At 60.8% G+C, this 18,387-nt stretch carries 15 protein-coding genes; 9 read left to right on the top strand and 6 right to left on the bottom strand.

All coding sequences use genetic code 11. The annotated features are described in order from the left end of the window. The first annotated feature begins 197 nt into the window (after positions 1-197). Positions 198-1,091, top strand: a complete 894-nt coding sequence (locus tag LRO94_RS18265) for a GNAT family acetyltransferase (protein ID WP_081797742.1) — start codon at positions 198-200, stop codon at positions 1,089-1,091. A gap of 127 nt (positions 1,092-1,218) precedes the next feature. On the opposite strand, the gene LRO94_RS18260 is transcribed toward LRO94_RS18265, so the two are convergent. The 5 genes from LRO94_RS18260 to LRO94_RS18240 form a co-directional block, all read right to left on the bottom strand. Further along, the gene (locus LRO94_RS18260; RefSeq protein WP_032888142.1) at positions 1,219-2,238 is read right to left on the bottom strand and encodes a branched-chain amino acid aminotransferase; all 1,020 of its coding nucleotides are present in this window, start codon (positions 2,236-2,238) and stop codon (positions 1,219-1,221) included. Between the two features lie 219 nt (positions 2,239-2,457). Then, positions 2,458-3,837 (bottom strand): dihydrolipoyl dehydrogenase, encoded by a 1,380-nt coding sequence (gene lpdA / locus LRO94_RS18255; RefSeq protein ID WP_032888140.1) that lies wholly within the window; start codon positions 3,835-3,837, stop codon positions 2,458-2,460. A gap of 4 nt (positions 3,838-3,841) precedes the next feature. Further along, a complete protein-coding gene (locus tag LRO94_RS18250) occupies positions 3,842-5,098 on the bottom strand; it encodes a dihydrolipoamide acetyltransferase family protein (protein WP_032888137.1) in 1,257 nt (418 codons plus the stop codon). Then, a complete protein-coding gene (locus tag LRO94_RS18245; protein ID WP_032888135.1) occupies positions 5,099-6,157 on the bottom strand; it encodes an alpha-ketoacid dehydrogenase subunit beta in 1,059 nt (352 codons plus the stop codon). It lies immediately after the preceding gene. Position 6,158: 1 nt separating this feature from the next. Next, positions 6,159-7,394: a 3-methyl-2-oxobutanoate dehydrogenase (2-methylpropanoyl-transferring) subunit alpha gene (locus LRO94_RS18240; protein ID WP_032888133.1), complete on the bottom strand. Its 1,236-nt coding sequence runs from the start codon at positions 7,392-7,394 to the stop codon at positions 6,159-6,161. A 194-nt stretch (positions 7,395-7,588) separates the two neighbouring features. Here LRO94_RS18240 and LRO94_RS18235 point away from each other — a divergent pair, with 194 nt between their 5' ends. Together LRO94_RS18235 and LRO94_RS18230 are read left to right on the top strand one after the other, a co-directional pair. Beyond that, on the top strand, positions 7,589-8,071 hold the full coding sequence (locus tag LRO94_RS18235) for an Lrp/AsnC family transcriptional regulator (RefSeq protein ID WP_015884756.1): 483 nt from the start codon (positions 7,589-7,591) through the stop codon (positions 8,069-8,071). 181 nt (positions 8,072-8,252) lie between these two features. Next, entirely contained in the window at positions 8,253-9,878 is a 1,626-nt protein-coding gene (locus tag LRO94_RS18230; protein WP_179178744.1) for a methyl-accepting chemotaxis protein, read from the top strand. Positions 9,879-9,936: 58 nt separating this feature from the next. On the opposite strand, the gene LRO94_RS18225 is transcribed toward LRO94_RS18230, so the two are convergent. Continuing rightward, positions 9,937-10,800, bottom strand: coding sequence for an MBL fold metallo-hydrolase (locus LRO94_RS18225; protein WP_032888127.1), 864 nt, complete (start codon positions 10,798-10,800; stop codon positions 9,937-9,939). Between the two features lie 94 nt (positions 10,801-10,894). Between LRO94_RS18225 and LRO94_RS18220 the strand changes: the two genes are divergently transcribed. The 6 genes from LRO94_RS18220 (at position 10,895) to LRO94_RS18195 (ending at position 18,006) form a co-directional block, all read left to right on the top strand. After that, positions 10,895-11,230: an ArsR/SmtB family transcription factor gene (locus LRO94_RS18220; protein WP_017527038.1), complete on the top strand. Its 336-nt coding sequence runs from the start codon at positions 10,895-10,897 to the stop codon at positions 11,228-11,230. Between the two features lie 51 nt (positions 11,231-11,281). Beyond that, positions 11,282-12,526, top strand: coding sequence for an NAD(P)/FAD-dependent oxidoreductase (locus LRO94_RS18215; protein ID WP_179178745.1), 1,245 nt, complete (start codon positions 11,282-11,284; stop codon positions 12,524-12,526). Continuing rightward, complete coding sequence (locus LRO94_RS18210) at positions 12,527-13,339, top strand: sulfite exporter TauE/SafE family protein (protein WP_032888123.1); 813 nt, start codon at positions 12,527-12,529, stop codon at positions 13,337-13,339. A gap of 157 nt (positions 13,340-13,496) precedes the next feature. Next, the gene (locus tag LRO94_RS18205) at positions 13,497-14,672 is read left to right on the top strand and encodes a porin (RefSeq protein ID WP_032888121.1); all 1,176 of its coding nucleotides are present in this window, start codon (positions 13,497-13,499) and stop codon (positions 14,670-14,672) included. A 303-nt stretch (positions 14,673-14,975) separates the two neighbouring features. Further along, positions 14,976-16,121 carry a nitric oxide-sensing protein NosP gene (gene nosP / locus LRO94_RS18200; RefSeq protein ID WP_032888119.1) on the top strand — a complete coding sequence of 382 codons (1,146 nt, stop codon included), beginning with the start codon at positions 14,976-14,978 and terminating at the stop codon, positions 16,119-16,121. Continuing rightward, complete coding sequence (locus tag LRO94_RS18195) at positions 16,063-18,006, top strand: PAS domain-containing hybrid sensor histidine kinase/response regulator (protein WP_050442845.1); 1,944 nt, start codon at positions 16,063-16,065, stop codon at positions 18,004-18,006. The genes nosP and LRO94_RS18195 overlap by 59 nt, the downstream gene beginning before the upstream one ends. Positions 18,007-18,387: the final 381 nt, after the last annotated feature.

Genomic DNA, 18,387 nt, shown 5'->3' with positions numbered 1-18,387 from the left:
GTGGGGCTATTTTGTGGCTTGTGCGGGATGAATCCCGGCTGAAACCAAGGGGCGGCTCAGCCGGGAAAGCTGAAAAGGGGGGTAGGCCAGCCGAATCGGCTGCGAGAGGTGGAATGCGGTCAAAATGTGGGAGGGGCAAGCCCCCTCCCACATTGGTACAGTGGCGCCTGTTATAGCGCCGTCAGCCAGGAGGAATCATGTCTACCGCCGTTCGTCTCGCCCAACCCACCGATGCCGAAGGGATCAGCCAGGTCATCCTGGCGGCCCTGCACAGCAGCAATGCGCGGGATTACCCGGCGGACGTGATTGCCCGTGTGGCGAGCAACTTCACGCCGGACGCGGTGTTGGCCTTGCTCAAGCGCCGTGTCGTGCTGGTGGCGATTGAGGATCAGAGGGTGGTCGCCACGGCGGCACTTGATGCCAATGTGGTGCGCTCGGTGTTCGTCAACCCGACCTTGCAAGGGCAGGGCATTGGCCGGTTGCTGATGATGGAAATCGAACTACGCGCCCGCGAAGCAGGAGTCACCGTATTAAGTGTGCCGTCTTCGCTGACCGCCGAGCCGTTCTACACCAAGCTGGGGTTTCACACGGTGCGCGATGTTTACCATGGCAACGAGCGCACGCTGGTGATGGAAAAGACGTTGTCATCGCGCTACCCCATCGGGCCATATCGCGATCGTCCGCATCGCGCGCAGGTGATTGAGCTATGGCAGGCGGCGTTTGGTTATGACACGGCCCATAACCTGCCGAGCCTGGCGATCGATAAGAAGCTGGCGGTCAATGACGGGTTGTTCTTCGTGGCGACGGATAAAAAAAACGTGATCGGCACCATTCTCGCCGGGTACGACGGGCATCGTGGTTGGCTCTATTCGGTGGCGGTGCACACGGACTACCGGCGTCATGGCCTGGGCTCTTCGCTGGTGCGGCATGCGGAACAGGCGTTGACGGCGCTGGGCTGCATGAAGATCAACCTGCAGATCACCAGTGGCAATGAGGCGGTGGCGGGGTTTTACGAGGCGCTGGGGTATGGGGTGGAGGCGAGGGTCAGCATGGGTAAGAAGATTGCCGAGAATATCCCGAAAGAGTCTTGAATACGCCGGAGAGCAAATGTGGGAGGGGGCTTGCTCCCGATGGCGGTGTATCAGTCAACAGATTCATTGACTGACCCACTGCTATCGGGGGCAAGCCCCCTCCCACATGGGATATGCGTTGAGGCTGTTAGACCTTCACGATCCAACCCGCTGGTGCTTCGACGTCGCCGGTCTGCACACCGGTCAGCTCTTTGTAGAGCTTCTGGGTGATCGGGCCGACTTCGGTTTCGCTGTGGAACACATGCAGGTTGCCGTTGTACTGGATGCCGCCGATCGGCGAGATCACCGCAGCAGTACCGCAGGCGCCGGCTTCCTTGAAGTCAGCCAGCTTGTCGATGAACACTTCGCCTTCGACCACTTCCAGGCCCAGGCGGGTCTTGGCCAGTTCGATCAGCGACAGGCGGGTGATGCCTGGCAGCACCGAAGGCGACTTCGGCGTGATGAACGTGTTGTCGTGGGTGATCCCGAAGAAGTTGGCCGAGCCGACTTCTTCGATCTTCGAGTGAGTCATCGGATCCAGGTAGATCGCATCGGCGAAACCGGATTTTTTCGCTTCAGAGCCCGGCATCAAGCTGGCCGCGTAGTTGCCGCCCACTTTCGCAGCACCGGTGCCTTGTGGCGCGGCGCGGTCGAAGGTGGAGATCTGGAAGTTGTGTGGCACCAGGCCGCCCTTGAAGTAGGCACCGACCGGAATGCAGAACACCGAGAAGATGAACTCCGGCGCGGTACGCACGCCGATGTTGTCACCGGTACCGATCACGAACGGGCGCAGGTACAGCGCGCCGCCACTGCCGTACGGCGGGATGAAACGCTCGTTGGCCTTGACCACCTGTTTGCAGGCGTCGATGAACACGTCGGTCGGCACATGGGGCATCAGCAGGCGGGCGCAGCTGCGTTGCATGCGCGCGGCATTCTGGTCCGGACGGAACAGGTTGATCGAGCCGTCCTTGCAGCGGTAGGCCTTGAGGCCTTCAAAGCACTGCTGGCCATAGTGCAGAGCGGTGGAGCCCTCACTGATGTGCAGCACGTTGTCGTCAGTCAGGGAGCCTGCTTGCCACTCGCCGTCTTTAAAGGTCTGGATATACCGTTTGTCGGTCTTGATGTAGTCAAAACCCAGCTTGTCCCAATTGATGCTTTCGTTACCCATGACACCCTCTATCTTTGGTCAAGTCGGTTTTTTTCTGAATGGGCGCAACAATACTTCATTCTTGGCTTGTGTGGGAGCCACTGGGTGGAAGCCTTCAGCCTCTGTTTTGACCGATCCACCGCTATCGGGGGGCAAGCCCCGTCCCACATGTGGAATGCATTCCCCTGTGGGAGGGGCGGTGCGACGATTCGACTTGCCCCCGATGGCCTCACCACGGTTTTACAGATGCAACGCGTGGCCCAATGCGCGCAGCGCAGCTTCCTGCACCGCCTCGCCGAGCGTCGGGTGAGCGTGGATGGTGCCGGCTACATCCTCCAGGCGCGAACCCATTTCCAGGCTCAGGCCGAACGCAGTGGACAGCTCAGATACACCCACACCCACGGCCTGCCAGCCGACAATCAGATGATTGTCACGCCGCGCCACCACTCGCACGAAGCCGGTTTTCGACTCCAGGGTCATCGCCCGGCCGTTGGCTGCGAAGGGGAAACTCGACACGATGCAGTCCAGGCCTGCCGCCTTGGCGTCGTCCGGGGTCTTGCCGACCACCACCAGTTCCGGGTCGGTAAAGCACACCGCCGGGATTGCCGCCGGGTTGAATTCGCGGTGTTGACCGCTGATCAGTTCGGCAACCATTTCGCCCTGGGCCATGGCGCGGTGGGCGAGCATCGGCTCGCCGCTCAAGTCGCCGATGGCGTACACATTGCGCATGCTGGTCTGGCAACGGCTGTCGATCTTGATTGCCGCGCCATTCATCGCCAAGTTCAGCGCTTCAAGGTTCCAGCCTTGGGTGTTGGGTTTGCGACCCACGGCCACCAGGACCTGATCGGTCTTCAGCGACACCGTATCGCCGTTCGGATCACGCACTTGCAGGCAGTTGTCGGCAAACCCGGTGACGCTGTGCTTGAGGTACAGCTTCACCCCCAGTTGCTTGAGAGATTCGTTCACCGGCTGGGTCAGCTCGGCGTCGTAAGCCGGCAGGATGCGATCCTGGGCCTCGACCACACTCACCTCAGCACCCAGCTTGCGATAGGCAATCCCCAGCTCAAGGCCAATGTAGCCGCCGCCCACCACAATCAGGCGCTTGGGCACCCGGGTCGGCGCCAGGGCTTCGGTGGAGGAGATGATCGGCCCGCCAATTGGCAGCATCGGCAGGTTGACGCTTTTCGAACCGGTGGCCAGCAGCAGGTGTTCGCACTGGATGCGCTGGTCGCCAACGTCGACGGTCTTGCCGTCCACCACCTTGGCCCAGCCGTGGATCACCTGCACTTTGTGCTTTTTAAGCAGTGCGGCGACGCCAGTGGTCAGGCGGTCGACGATGCCGTTTTTCCATTCAACGCTTTTGCGGATGTCCAGGGTCGGCACATCCACTTCGATACCCAGTTGCGAACCCTGGCTATGGTGGATGGTTTGCTGAAACTGCTCGGCCACATGGATCAAGGCCTTGGACGGAATGCAGCCGATGTTCAGGCAGGTGCCGCCCAACGCCTGGCCTTCCACCAGGATGGTCGGGATGCCCAGTTGGCCGGCACGAATGGCGGCCACATAACCGCCAGGGCCGCCGCCGATAATCAGCAGCGTGGTATGCAATGTCTGAGTCATGCCATTACTCCAGGAACAGGCTGGCGGGTTGTTCGAGCAGGCCGCGAATGGCCTGGATGAATTGCGCCGCGTCCATGCCATCGACCACGCGGTGATCGAAGGAGCTGGAGAGGTTCATCATTTTGCGAATCACGATCTGGCCCTTGATCACCATTGGCCGCTCAACGATACGGTTGACGCCAACGATAGCCACCTCCGGCAAGTTCAGCACCGGGGTGCTGACGATGCCGCCCAAGGCGCCCAGGCTGGTCAAGGTAATGGTCGAACCCGACAACTCGTCACGACTGGCCTTGCCATTGCGCGCGGCCGTGGCCAAACGCGCGATTTCCTCGGCATTGCCCCACAGGCTGCGGGCTTCGGCGTGACGCACCACCGGCACCATCAAGCCCACGTCGCTCTGGGTGGCGACGCCCACATGCACCGCGCCGAGGCGGGTGATGACCTGGGCTTCGTCGTCATAACGCGCGTTGATCTGCGGGAAATCCCGCAGCGCCACGACCATGGCGCGCACGATAAACGGCAGTAACGTCAGCTTGCCGCGCGTTGCGCCATGCTTCTCGTTGAGGTGCACGCGCAGCTCGTCGAGGGCGGTGACGTCGATCTCTTCCACATAGCTGAAATGCGCGGCACGGCGGGTGGCGTCCTGCATGCGCTGGGCAATCTTGCGGCGCATGCCGATCACCGGGATCTGTTCTTCGGTGTTGCGTTCGGCGTAAGGGTTGGCTGCCGTCGAAGCGTTTGACGCCCCTTGTTGCAGGTAGGCGTCGAGGTCTTCGTGCAGGATCCGCCCGGCGGGGCCGGAGCCCTGGACCAGACGCAGTTGAATTCCGGCATCCAGCGCATGCTTGCGCACGGCGGGGGAGGCCAGGGGGCGTTCATCGGCATCGCGGGCCACAGGGGCCTGTGCGGTCACGACGGGCGCGGGCTTGCTTTCAACCACTGGTGCAGGTTTGGCCTCGACAACGGGAGCAGCTTTCACCGGCTCCGCCACCACGGGCGCCTCCTTGGCGTTGCCCGCACCTTCTACTTCAATGCTGATCAGAATACTGCCCACGGCCATCACTTCACCCGGCTCGCCGCCAAGGGAAATCACTTTGCCGTGCACCGGCGAGGGAATATCCACCATCGCCTTGTCGGTCATCACATCCGCCAGCACCTGGTCTTCGACGACCATGTCGCCGACCTTCACATGCCAGACCGACAGTTCAACTTCCGCGATGCCTTCGCCAATGTCCGGCATCTTGATAACGTGCGTGCCCATTCAGACCTCCATGACCCGTTTCAACGCCGCGCCCACTCGGGACGGGCCTGGGAAATACGCCCACTCCTGCGCGTGCGGGTAAGGGGTGTCCCAGCCGGTGACGCGTTCGATCGGCGCTTCCAGGTGGTGGAAGCAATGCTCTTGCACCAGCGCCACCAACTCGGCACCAAAACCGCAGGTGCGGGTGGCTTCGTGCACCACCACGCAACGGCCGGTTTTCTTCACGGATTTGACGATGGTCTCCAGGTCCAGCGGCCACAGGCTGCGCAGGTCGATGACTTCGGCGTCGATGCCGGTTTCTTCGGCAGCGACTTGGGACACATAAACCGTGGTGCCGTAGGTCAGCACGGTGACTGCCGACCCCGGACGCACAATGGCGGCCACGTCCAGCGGCACGGTGTAGTAACCGTCCGGCACTTGCGCTTGCGGGTGTTTCGACCACGGTGTTACCGGGCGGTCGTGGTGGCCATCGAACGGGCCGTTGTACAGGCGTTTAGGCTCAAGGAAGATCACCGGGTCATCGTTTTCGATCGAGGCGATCAGCAGGCCTTTAGCGTCGTATGGGTTGGACGGCATCACCGTGCGCAGGCCGCAGACCTGGGTGAACACCGCTTCGATGCTCTGGCTGTGGGTCTGGCCGCCGTAGATGCCGCCGCCACAGGGCATGCGCATGGTCAGCGGTGCAGTGAACTGGCCGGCCGAGCGATAACGCAGGCGCGCCGCTTCGGAGATGATCTGGTCGGTGGCGGGGTACACATAGTCGGCAAACTGAATCTCAGCCACCGGGCGCAGGCCATAGGCACCCATGCCCACGGCCACGCCGATAATGCCACTTTCCGAGATCGGTGCGTCGAACACCCGCGAGCTGCCGTACTTGGTCTGCAAGCCTTCGGTGCAACGGAACACACCGCCGAAGTAACCCACGTCCTGGCCGAACACCACCACGTTGTCATCACGTTCAAGCATCACATCCATGGCCGAGCGCAGGGCCTGGATCATGGTCATGGTGGTGGTGGTCATGGCGGTTTCCAATTCGATGCTGTTGTTGTGATCGTTCATGTCAGACCCCCAACTCTTGACGCTGGCGCTTCAAGTGCTCCGGCATCTCTTTATAGACGTCTTCGAACATGGTCGCGGCGCTTGGGATCTGGCCACCGGCCAGGGTGCCGTACTGTTCGGCCTGTTTCTGCGCGGCGATCACCTCGGCTTCAAGTTCAGCACTGACCGCCGCGTGTTCCTCTTCGGACCACTGGCCAATCTTGATCAGGTGCTGTTTGAGACGAGCAATCGGATCGCCCAACGGGAAGTGGCTCCAGTCATCGGCGGGGCGGTATTTGGACGGATCATCTGACGTGGAGTGCGGGCCGGCACGGTAGGTGACCCACTCGATCAGGCTCGGGCCGAGGTTGCGCCGCGCACGTTCAGCGGCCCAGGCGGAGGCAGCGTACACGGCGATAAAGTCGTTGCCGTCCACGCGCAGGGAGGCGATGCCGCAACCGACGCCGCGTCCGGCGAAAGTGGTGGCTTCACCGCCGGCGATGGCCTGGAAGGTGGAGATAGCCCATTGGTTGTTGACCACGTTGAGAATCACCGGCGCGCGGTACACGTGGGCAAAGGTGAGGGCGGTGTGGAAGTCGGATTCGGCGGTGGCGCCGTCGCCGATCCAGGCCGAGGCGATCTTGGTATCGCCCTTGATCGCCGAGGCCATGCCCCAGCCCACGCCCTGAACGAATTGGGTGGCGAGGTTGCCGGAAATGGTGAAGAAGCCGGCGTCTTTCACCGAATACATGATCGGCAACTGGCGACCCTTGAGCGGGTCGCGCTCGTTGGACAGCAACTGGCAGATCAGGTCCACCAGTGGCACTTCGCGGGCCATCAGGATGCTTTGCTGGCGGTAGGTGGGGAAGCACATGTCGTCGATGTTCAAGGCCAGGGCCTGGGCGCTGCCGATGGCTTCTTCGCCGAGGCTTTGCATGTAGAACGACATTTTTTTCTGACGCTGTGCGACCACCATGCGGTTGTCGAAGATGCGCGTCTTGAGCATCGCACGCATGCCTTTGCGCATGATGTCAGTGGAGACGCCTTCGGCCCACGGTCCCAAGGCTTGGCCCTGGTCGTCGAGTACGCGGATCAGGCCCTTGGCCAGGTCGGCGGTGTCGGCGGGTTCTACGTCGATGGCGGGTTTTCGCACCAGGCCGGCGTCGGTCAGGCGCAGGTAGGTGAAGTCGGTCTTGCAGCCTGGTCGGCCCGAGGGTTCAGGGACGTGCAGGCGCAGTGGTTCGTACTGCTGGGTCATGGCTTCTACGCTCGATCTTGTGAATTTCTTGTAGTGGGCGCGCTAGCTGACAGTCAGTCTTCGGGTAGAAGAAATCTTGTCCTACAACAATCATAGGCGTGGCGTAGAAGAATATTTATCTCTGTTTCGTTGCGCCTGGGATCAATTGCGGATAAAAAACCTGCATAAACATAATAAACAGGTGATTTTGTCTCATGCGCAAACTGGACCGTACCGATATCGGCATTCTCAACGCTCTGCAGGAGAATGCCCGCATCACCAACGCCGACCTGGCCCGCTCGGTCAACCTGTCGCCCACGCCGTGTTTCAACCGGGTCAAGGCGATGGAGGAATTGGGCCTGATTCGCGAGCAGGTCACGCTGCTCGACGCCGATTTACTGGGGCTGCACGTCAACGTGTTTATCCATGTGAGCCTTGAAAAGCAGAACGAACTGGCGTTGCAGCAGTTCGAAGGCGCGATTTCCGACCGGCCCGAGGTGATGGAGTGCTATTTGATGGCCGGTGATCCGGACTATTTGATTCGGGTGTTGGTGCCGACGATCCAGTCGCTGGAGCGGTTCATGATGGACTTTCTGACCAAGGTACCGGGGGTGGCGAATATCCGCTCCAGTTTTGCCCTCAAACAAGTGCGTTACAAAACAGCATTGCCGCTGCCAAGAGATGGACTGATGGTCTAATAAAGTGGCGCGGTTTCCCTTGGCACGTTAATAGTTAGCTAGACAACTAAACTCGCTATTTAAATATTTAGGGTTGCCAATAAAAAAATACCTAATTAGTCACGTATTTTTCACGTCTGGTTTAACACATTAATCCCCATCAGGCCGTGAAGTTCGCGGCCCAGGAAAGGGGTGCGCCGCGATGTCCATGAGAGCCTTGAAGCTGAACTTCCGTACCACACTTTGTTTTGGCGTGGTGTGTCTTCTGCTGTTGATCCAAGGAGCAATGACGCTGATAAAAGTCGATAAAGTCTATTCATCGACGGTTGAAATCGAAACTAACTGGCTTCCCAGTATTCGTTCGGCAGGTGAAATAGATTCGGCTTTTTACAAACTGCGTCTTGATCTACGCCGTTATGCCATGGATATCGGGCGCCAGGATCCGGCCTCCCTTGAGAAGCTCAAAGCGACGCGCAAGGAAGCCCTTGATATTGCAGAGCGTTATGCGCCGTTAGTCTCAAGCCCCGAAGAACAAGCCAAGTACAACGACGCATTGACTGGCATAAAGAACTACAGCCAGAAGATGGATGAGTTCCTCGCGCAATCCTCGACGTTGTCTGCTGAACAGATGTCGACTTATTTGCGTGACGTCAATGGGCCGATTGCCCTTGATGTACAGCGTTCCATCAGCGAGTTGATCGCGTTGAATTCCGGTGGCTCCAATACGGCGGTTCAGGTGGCTTCCAGCGAATATGACGCGGCGCGTCTGTTCACTTGGATATTGATGGGCACCTCCTTGATGGTCACCGTCGTGGTTGCAAGCCTGTTTACCCGCAGCATCATTACTCCGGTCCGTGAACTGTTGGTATCAACCGGCAAGATTGCTGACGGCGATCTGCGCGTGGCGATTGCCATCAATGGCAACGACGAGTTGACCGAGTTGCAACGATCTACCGCGTCTATGCAAATGAACCTGAAAAGCACCTTGCAGCATATCTCGGAGGCGTCCGGGCAATTGGCTGCGGCGGCGGAGGAGATGAGCGCCATTACCCGCGAGTCCAGCGCCGGTATTGAACGCCAAAGCATGGAAACCGATCAGGCCGCCACGGCGGTTAACGAAATGACGGCGGCCGTGGAAGAAGTGGCGCGCAATGCGGTGTCGGCTTCCCAGTCAACACAGGATTCCCAGCGCTCGGCCAAAGTCGGCCAGGAGCGTGTGAAGCAAACCATCGCCTCCATCGAGAAGCTCAGCGCCACGGTGCAGCAGACCGGCGTCGAAGTCGAAGGGTTGGCCAAGCAGGCCCAGGATATTGCCCGAGTGGTTGAAGTGATCCGTTCAATTGCCGAGCAAACCAACCTGCTGGCCTTGAACGCCGCCATTGAGGCGGCCAGGGCAGGGGAGCAGGGCCGAGGCTTTGCGGTCGTCGCCGACGAAGTACGGGCATTGGCCCATAGAACCCAGACCTCGACCCAGGAAATCGAGCAGATGATCGCGAAAATCCAAACATGCTCCAGCGAAGCGGTGTCTTCCATGGCCCTTAACCGCAACGAAGCAGTGGATTCATTGAAGATCGCCCATGAAGCGGGCGCCGCGATTACTCAGATCACCGACGCCATTACCGACATCAATGACCGCAACCTGTTGATCGCCACGGCCTCTGAAGAACAGGCCCATGTGGCCCGCTCGGTGGACCAGAACCTAATCAGCATCCGTGATCTTTCCATCCAGAGCTCTTCGGCGGCTGGTCAGACGTCGATTGCCAGCCAAGAGCTGTCGCGGCTGGCGGTGGACCTCAAGCAGATCGTGTCGAAATTTGCCGTAGCCTGATCACACCTGCGTAACACCCACGGAACATTCAATGGCATGGACGCCATGCGGGGCGGCTTTAGAGCTGGTTCAACGGAATCTTCAAGTAAACCACCCCGTTTGCCTCCGCTGGCGGCATATGACCGGCCCGCACATTCACTTGGATCGCCGGCAACAACAGCGTGGGCATCCCCAGCCCAGCATCGCGTTGGGTGCGCATCGCCACGAACGTCGCTTCATCCACTCCGTCATGCACATGAATATTGCCCGCTCGCTGCTGCGCCACGGTCGTCAGGCATTTTGCCTCGCGACCCTCGGGCGGGTAGTCATGGCACACGTACAGCTGCGTGTCGGGAGCGAAGGCCAACAGCTTGCGCATCGACGCATACAGCTGCCGCGCATCGCCGCCAGGGAAGTCGCAGCGGGCCGTGCCGACATCGGGCATGAACAGGGTGTCGCCGACCAGGATCAATCGATCCTCGATCAGATAAGCCATGTCCGCCGGGGTGTGGCCGGGCACGTGCAACGCCTGGGCCTTGAGGTTGCCGATGTGAAAGATTTCATCCGGCGCAAACAGGTGGTCGAACTGCGAGCCGTCGACGCGAAATTCCGGCTCCAGGTTGAACAGGTTCTTGAACACGCCCTGCACCTTGCTGATCGACTGACCAATGGCGATCTTGCCGCCCACTGTCCGGCGCAGGTACGGCGCGGCGGACAGGTGGTCGGCATGGGCGTGTGTCTCCAACAGCCACTGCACTTGCAAGCTGTGCTCACGCACAAAGGCAATAACCTTGTCGGCCTGGGCGGTGTCAGTACGCCCGGAGGCCGGGTCGTAGTTGAGAACCGAATCGACGATGGCACAGGGGCCGCCGTCCGTTTCATAGACGACGTAGGTGTAGGTCGACGACGTCTCGTCCAGAAAGGAATGAATCAACGCTGACATGACGGCTGCCCCTGATGCTGAAAAAAGTGATTACAATCACTTTACATTTACACATAATGTTTTGAGCTTAAGTGAGGCAAAGGACCCGAGGCAAATGGAATCTACTCTGAGTGAAGGCGAAGTCGCCCAGTTGCGCGCGTCGGCGTCCAAGGCCTGTGCGTTGCTCAAGGCCCTGGCCAATGAGGATCGCCTGTTGATCCTGTGCCAGTTGACCCAGGGCGAGCGCAACGTCGGCGAGCTGGAAACCATGACCGGTGTGCGCCAGCCCACCTTGTCACAACAGTTGGGCATCTTGCGCGACGAAGGGTTGGTCGCCACCCGTCGGGAAGGCAAGTACATCTTCTACGGGCTGGCCAGCCACGAAGTGATCCAAGTGATGAAAACCCTGTCCGGGCTGTACTGCGGCGCGGTCATAAAAAGCTGGGCGTGACGCCATACGGCAACGACCCTTGTGTGCATTGACGATAAAAGGCATCAGACCATGACCGAACAACACTGGGGCCCATCCATCAGTGGCGATATCGTTGTCATCGGCGGCGGTTCGGCTGGCATCGGCCTGCTGGCCAGCCTGCTCAAGCGCGACCCCGACCTGAACATCACCCTCATCGAACCCAACGACCACCATTGCTACCAGCCGGCCTGGACCCTCGTGGGCGGCGGCGCCTATGACCTGAAAAAGACCCGCCGCCCGTTGGCCGACGTGCTGCCTAATGGCGTCACTTGGATACAGGCAGCGGTCAGCGAGGTGCTGCCGGACGAGCAAACCCTCTTACTCGACAGCGGCCAGCGGGTGAGTTGGCAACATCTGATCGTGTGTCCCGGCCTGCGCCTGGCCTGGGAGGCTATCGAGGGCTTGCAAGACACCCTCGGTCGGCACGGCGTCACCTCCAACTACAGCTACGAATACGCCGCCTACACCTGGCAGTTGGTGCAGCAGTTGAAGGGCGGCAAGGCGATCTTCACCCAGCCGGCCATGCCGATCAAATGCGCCGGCGCGCCGCAGAAAGCCATGTACCTGTCCTGCGATCACTGGCTCAAGCAGGGCCGTCTCAAGCACATTGATGTGGAATTCAACCTGGCCGGCGCGGCGCTGTTCGGGGTGGCGACCTTTGTGCCGCCGTTGATGAAGTACGTTGAAAAATACAACGCGCGCCTGGCGTTCAATTCCAATCTGATGAAAGTTGACGGTCCGGCACGCAAGGCCTGGTTTGCAGTGAAAGACGCCGAGGGCAATACGACGGTTGAAGAGAAATCCTTCGACCTGCTGCACGTCGTCCCGCCGCAAGTCGCCCCGGACTTTATCCGCCAAAGCCCGCTGGCCGACGCCGCCGGTTGGTGTGAAGTGCACCCCCATACCCTGCAACACCTGCACTACCCGCACATCTTCGGCCTGGGCGATGTGTGCGGCACCACCAACGCCAAGACCGCCGCCGCTGTGCGCAAGCAGATCGTGGTGGTTGCCGAAAACCTGCTGGCCCTGCGTAAGCAAGCAACCTTGCCGCTCAAGTACGACGGCTACGGGTCCTGCCCGCTGACGGTGGAGAAGGGCAAGGTGGTGCTTGCCGAGTTCGGCTACGGCGGCAAGTTGCTGCCGACCTTCGCCCTCGATCCGACCAAGGCGCGCCGTTCGATGTGGTTCCTCAAGGCTACGCTGCTGCCGTGGTTCTACTGGAACGGCATGCTCAAGGGCCGCGAGTGGCTGACCCGTCTGAGCAAGGTGGACTGAATGCTGCTGGCCAGTGTGTTGGGTGTGTTGATGGGCCTGGTCATGGGCCTGACCGGTGCGGGCGGCGGCATCCTTGGGGTGCCGGCGTTGGTGCTGGGATTGGGCTTGAGCATGACCCAGGCCGCGCCGGTGTCTTTGCTGGCGGTGGGCGCGGCGGCGGCCGTCGGTGCGATTGATGGCTTGCGCCACGGCCTGGTGCGTTACCGCGCCGCGCTGCTGATCGCCTTGCTAGGCGCGCTGTTCTCGCCGCTGGGGGTATTTCTTGCTCACCAAATGACGGAACCGGTGCTGATGGGCTTGTTCAGTGCGCTGATGGTGCTGGTGGCCTGGCGCATGTTGCAGCGTGAAAAGGTCGAGGCCGGGCCGAGTGATCACGGCGCCGCCTCCTGGGGCCAGAAGAACTGCATGCTCAATCAACAGACCGGACGCCTGGCCTGGACCGCCAAATGCAGCGCCACCCTGGCCGCGCTCGGCGCCGTGACCGGTGCGGTCTCCGGTTTGCTCGGCGTGGGCGGAGGCTTCCTGATCGTGCCGGCGTTCAAACAACTCACCGACGTGCAGATGCGCGGCATCGTCGCCACCTCGTTGATGGTGATCAGCTTGATCTCGCTGATCGGCGTGGCCGGTGCGTTGCATGCCGGGGTGAGCATCGAACCGGTGGGCTGGGTGTTTATCGGCGCCAGTATCGTCGGCATGCTGGTCGGCCGGCGCCTGTGTTCCGTGATCCCCGCGCGCACCTTGCAGGTGGGGTTTGCCAGTCTGTGTGTACTGGTGGCTGTGGGCATGTTGGCCAAGGCCGGTCTTACGCACTAAGTGCCGGGCCTGTGACCGGGCCCGTCTTACACCAGAGTTGCCGGGCACCCGCTGCCCGTCCAAAGCACCCTGAAACCACGGCCAAGGCAGCGTAGGCCGTGGCCTGGCGCTTTTCGATAATCGCCTCCGACATCAAGTCCCCGTTGCGGAGCGCGCCATGCATAACAATAAAAATCTCCCCCTGCGTCTGTTACCTGCTTTTATCGTCGGCCTTAGCCTCAGCCCGTTCGCTGACGCCGAAATCATGCTGTACGACAAGGACGAAACCACCTTTTCCACCGACGGCTACATCAACGCTTTCTACGTCAACAGTGACGTGGACCGCGCCGGCGACCAATACGACCGCCGCCAGTCCCGGGTGAAGATGGGTTTTCTGCCCAACTACTTGGGCTTCAACATGGGCAAGCAGGTCGACGACCTCAAGCTCGGCGCCCGCGCCTCGTTTTGGGTGACGATCAACGACAGCGAAACCAACGGCACCGACACCGCCATCGATGTGCGCCAGTTTTACGGCACCGTGGCGAACCCAGAGTGGGGCGAAGTGCTGATCGGCAAGGACTTCGGCCTGTTCGCCCGCTCCAATATCCTGCTCGATGAACTGCTCGCCGGTTACGGCCAGGTCAGCGACAGCCTTGGCCTGGTGGACGGCGGCGGTGTGTCGTTCGGCAATATCGGCAGCGGCTACCCGTACCCGTTCCCCACCTCGCAGATTACCTACCGCACCCCAATGATGGACGGCCTGCGCGTGGCCGTCGGCATCATGGACCCGGTGGACACCAACGACAGCAGCGCACTGGGCAAGGCCTACCAGAAGAACCCGCGCACCGAGAGCGAGATCACCTACCAGTTCGACCTGGGCGGGGCGAAGATCTACAGCTGGCTCAATGGCAGCTACCAGACTTCGGACAACACCGACTCCACCGTCGAATCGGTGACGTCCAAAGGCCTGGGCTATGGCGTACAGGCGAAAATCGGCGGCTTGTCGCTGACCGGTTCGGGCTTCCAGGCCAAGGGCATCAACCCGTTCTTCACCAACAATGCCGGGGAAGCCACCCTGCGCAACGTGGACAGCAACGGATACCTGGTGCAAGGCTCGTACAAAGTGGGCAAGAACCGTCTGGCGCTGTCCTACGGCAAGACAGAGGACGACGGCAACGGCGTGGTGGGCAGCGGGGCGGATTATGAGACGCGCGGGATTGCGTTGTTTCATGACGTGAACGACAACCTGAAGCTGGTGGCGGAGTACAACCAATTCCAGATCAAGGGGCATGACACCCGTGCGCAGAATGAAGACACCGATACCTTTGCGGTAGGTGCGGTCCTGACTTGGTAAGCCATTCAAAAATGGGGGAGGGGCGGTGCGATGATTCGACTTGCCCCCCACAGGCAAAGATATCTATGCCTCTTTGGTGAAAACACATTCTGGGAAAATAGTGCTTTCGTGGTGAGCGGGGCAAGCCCGCTCACCACAGCGTTATGCGTCGGCTTTTAGGCAAGGTGTAGATACCTATGCCCCGATGGGGTGGATCGGTCAGTGGAGAGACTCATCCCATCGCATCCCCCCACCCAGTACCCAAGTAGCATAGGTCCCACCCCCCGCCCTTCGTACACTCATGCCTCAGAGGGGGAACCAACGATGCATAACAGTGAAGGCGTAATCAGCGCCATGTCCCAGGCCACCGACGCCGGGCAGGCGGCTGAGGAGTTGGCCCGTCAACTGCTGCACCCTTACCTGGGGTTTGTGCTGTTTTTCTGTTCGGCCTCCTACGATTTGCAGGCGTTGGGCCAGGCCCTGCAACAGTGCTTCGGTAACGTGCGCGTGGTGGGTTGCACCAGCGCCGGCGAGATCACGCCCCAGGGCTACGGCCGCAATTGCGTGACGGCGATGGGCTTTAACCACGCGCACTTTTCCATCGCCACCGAGCTGATCGATCAGGTGGAACACTTCAGCCTGATCGACGCCCAGCAGATGGTCGAACGCCTGGTCGGCGGTTGCCGCAGCAATACCCTGGCGCCGATCAAGGGCAACACGTTCGCCCTGACCCTGCTCGATGGCCTGTCCAGCCGTGAAGAAGTGGTGCTCGCGGCCCTCAGCGCCGCGCTTGGCGACATCCCGCATTTTGGCGGTTCGGCCGGCGACGACAACTTCCTCACCCACACCCACGTGTACTTTAACGGCGCCTTCCACAGCGGCGCGGCGGTGGTGGTGTTGGTCAATACCTGGCTGGACTTCGAGGTGTTTACCACCCACCACATTCTGCCGCGCAGTGAAAAGCTGGTGGTGACCGGCGCCGACAGCCCGTCGCGCCGGGTCTTCGAGCTCAACGCCGAACCTGCCGCCGAAGAGTACGCGCGGCATATCGGCGTGGCCGTGGCCGATCTCGATCACCGCGTGTTCGCGGCGCACCCGCTGGCGGTGCGCATCCACGATCAGTATTACGTGCGCGCGATCCAGCAAGTGCACGACGACTTGAGCCTGAGTTTCTACTGCGCCGTGGAAAACGGCATCGTCCTCACCGTAATGAAGCCCGGGCCGATCCTGCCGAACCTGCAAACCCTGTTCGACGGCCTGCAAGCGCGCCTTGGCGACCTGCTGTTGACCATCGGCTGCGACTGCTTCCTGCGCCGCCTTGAGCTGGAAGACAGTGACAATCTGGAACAGATCGGCGGCTTCCTGCGTGACCAGCGGGTGATGGGTTTCAACACCTACGGAGAACAGTTCAATGGCATGCATATCAACCAGACCTTCACCGGGGTCGCCATTGCCCGAGGCCGGCGCTGAACTGCTCGCCCAGGTTGCCCAACTGCAACAGGACAACCACAAGCTGGCGCGGATCAACGCCGCGCTGATCGAGCGCATCGAGTCCGGCGTGACCCAGGGCAACAACCCCTACACCACCTTCCAGCATTCGGTGGTACTGGCCGAGCAAGTGCGTGAACGCACCGACGCGCTGAACCAGGCGATGGCCGAACTCAAGGCCAGCAACCACTTGCTGATCAACGCCCGGCTGCGTGCCGAAACCCTGCGCGGCGAACAGGTGGCGGCGCAGAAAGCCCAGGAAAGCGAGCGCTGGATTCGCTTGATCACCGACCACGTTCCGGCCCTCATCGGCTACCTGAATGCTGACCTGGTCTACGAGTTCACCAACAAAGTCTACGAAGAATGGTATTGCTGGCCGCGCGGCATGATGCTCGGCCAGAGCCTGCGCGAAGTCCACAGCGAACAGCACTGCCAGCGCCTGGACGCCTACGTCGCCCGCGCCTTGGCGGGGGAGAGCGTGACCTTTGAATTCGCCGAGACCAATATCAATAACCAGGAGCGCTACATGCTGCGCTCCTATGTCCCCAATCTGCTGGCCAGTGGCGAAGTGGTGGGGATCTTTGTGCTGATCCGCGACATCACCGAACGCCGCCGCACCGCCGAGGCCCTGCATCAGGCCTATCAACACTTGGAGCAGCGTGTCGCCCAGCGCACCTCGGAACTCACTGCGCTTAACGACCAGTTGCTCAAGGAAATCGACGAGCGCCGCCGCATGGAAACCCGCCTGCGCGAAGCCAAGCTCGAAGCCGAACAGGCTAACCTGTCGAAAACCAAATTCCTCGCCGCCGTCAGCCACGACCTGCTGCAACCGCTGAACGCCGCGCGATTGTTCACCAGCGCTTTGCTCGAACGCCCCAGCGAACAGTTGGTGCGCAACGTGAGCAATTCCCTGGAAGACGTGGAAAACCTGCTGGGTACTCTGGTGGATATTTCCAAGCTGGATGCCGGGGTGATCAAGGCCGACATCGCGCCGTTTGCCCTGAGTGAATTGCTCGACAACCTGGCAGCCGAATACACCGAATTGGCTCGCAGCGAGGGCCTGGAGCTGCATTTTGTCGGCTGCTCGGCGCTGGTGCGCAGTGATATTCAGTTGCTGGCGCGGATTCTGCGCAACCTGCTGAGCAATGCGATTCGCTATACCTACAAAGGGCGTGTGGTGCTGGGATGTCGCCGCCAGCACCAGCGCCTGTCGATCCAGGTGTGGGACAGCGGCATGGGCATTGCCGAGGAGCGGCTGGAGGAGATTTTTCAGGAGTTCAAACGCGGCGATGTGCAGCGTCCGGATCAGGACCGCGGGTTGGGCCTGGGGCTGGCGATCGTGGAAAAAATCGCGGGGATACTGGGTCATCGCATCAGCGTCAAATCCTGGCCGGGTCAGGGCTCGATGTTCTCGGTGGAGGTGCCGTTGAGCGCCACGGCACCCAAGTCACTGCCGATGCTGGCCATGAGCGAACCGATGCTCGAACGCCTGCAAGGCGCACGGGTGTGGGTGCTGGATAACGACGCGGCGATCTGCGCGGGCATGCGCACCTTGCTGGAAGGCTGGGGCTGCCGGGTGATTACCGCCTTGTCGGAACAGGATTTGGCACGGCAGGTGGACAACTACCATGCCGAAGCCGACTTGCTGATCGCCGACTATCACCTCGACGACGACCAGAACGGTGTAGATGCCGTGGCACGCATCAACGCACGCCGGGCCAGTGCAATCCCGGCGCTGATGATCACCGCCAACTACAGCAATGAGTTGAAGCAACAGATCCGCGAATTGGGGCACACCTTGATGCACAAGCCAGTACGCCCGATGAAACTCAAGACCGCCATGAGCCACCTGCTCGGTCGGCCCTGACAAACGGAGATCAAGTGTGGGAGGGGGCTTGCCCCCGATGGCGGTGTTTCAGTCAAGTAGATGTCGACTGACCCACCGCTATCGGGAGCAAGCCCCCTCCCACATTTGACCGGTGTTGTGTTTGGAAGATTGGCTGCGCAGTTACGGCCAATGAAGCCCAAGACTGCCACGAGCCCCCCCTCGGTCGGCCCTGACAAACGTAGATCAAGTGTGGGAGGGGGCTTGCCCCCGATGACGGTGTTTCAGTCAAGTAGATGCCGACTGACCCACCGCTATCGGGAGCAAGCCCCCTCCCACATTTTATTTGTATTGTGTCTGGAGGATTGGCGGCTCTGGTACGGCCAATGAAGCTCAAGACCGCCACGAGCCACCCCTCGGTCG

Origin of the sequence: Pseudomonas sivasensis (genome assembly GCF_021391435.1) — a bacterium.
In the GTDB taxonomy this organism is placed as follows: domain Bacteria; phylum Pseudomonadota; class Gammaproteobacteria; order Pseudomonadales; family Pseudomonadaceae; genus Aquipseudomonas; species Aquipseudomonas sivasensis.
The sequence above is the reverse complement of the archived record's forward strand: the minus strand, read 5'-3'. Positions and strand labels throughout refer to the sequence as shown.

Bases quoted from the DNA above. Each gene is read 5' to 3' on its own strand.
- LRO94_RS18265 (WP_081797742.1), top strand. From the start codon at position 198: ATGTCTACCGCCGTTCGTCTCGCCCAACCCACCGATGCCGAAGGGATC.
- LRO94_RS18260 (WP_032888142.1), bottom strand. From the start codon at position 2,238: ATGGGTAACGAAAGCATCAATTGGGACAAGCTGGGTTTTGACTACATC.
- lpdA (WP_032888140.1), bottom strand. From the start codon at position 3,837: ATGACTCAGACATTGCATACCACGCTGCTGATTATCGGCGGCGGCCCT.
- LRO94_RS18250 (WP_032888137.1), bottom strand. From the start codon at position 5,098: ATGGGCACGCACGTTATCAAGATGCCGGACATTGGCGAAGGCATCGCG.
- LRO94_RS18245 (WP_032888135.1), bottom strand. From the start codon at position 6,157: ATGAACGATCACAACAACAGCATCGAATTGGAAACCGCCATGACCACC.
- LRO94_RS18240 (WP_032888133.1), bottom strand. From the start codon at position 7,394: ATGACCCAGCAGTACGAACCACTGCGCCTGCACGTCCCTGAACCCTCG.
- LRO94_RS18235 (WP_015884756.1), top strand. From the start codon at position 7,589: ATGCGCAAACTGGACCGTACCGATATCGGCATTCTCAACGCTCTGCAG.
- LRO94_RS18230 (WP_179178744.1), top strand. From the start codon at position 8,253: ATGTCCATGAGAGCCTTGAAGCTGAACTTCCGTACCACACTTTGTTTT.
- LRO94_RS18225 (WP_032888127.1), bottom strand. From the start codon at position 10,800: ATGTCAGCGTTGATTCATTCCTTTCTGGACGAGACGTCGTCGACCTAC.
- LRO94_RS18220 (WP_017527038.1), top strand. From the start codon at position 10,895: ATGGAATCTACTCTGAGTGAAGGCGAAGTCGCCCAGTTGCGCGCGTCG.
- LRO94_RS18215 (WP_179178745.1), top strand. From the start codon at position 11,282: ATGACCGAACAACACTGGGGCCCATCCATCAGTGGCGATATCGTTGTC.
- LRO94_RS18210 (WP_032888123.1), top strand. From the start codon at position 12,527: ATGCTGCTGGCCAGTGTGTTGGGTGTGTTGATGGGCCTGGTCATGGGC.
- LRO94_RS18205 (WP_032888121.1), top strand. From the start codon at position 13,497: ATGCATAACAATAAAAATCTCCCCCTGCGTCTGTTACCTGCTTTTATC.
- nosP (WP_032888119.1), top strand. From the start codon at position 14,976: ATGCATAACAGTGAAGGCGTAATCAGCGCCATGTCCCAGGCCACCGAC.
- LRO94_RS18195 (WP_050442845.1), top strand. From the start codon at position 16,063: ATGGCATGCATATCAACCAGACCTTCACCGGGGTCGCCATTGCCCGAG.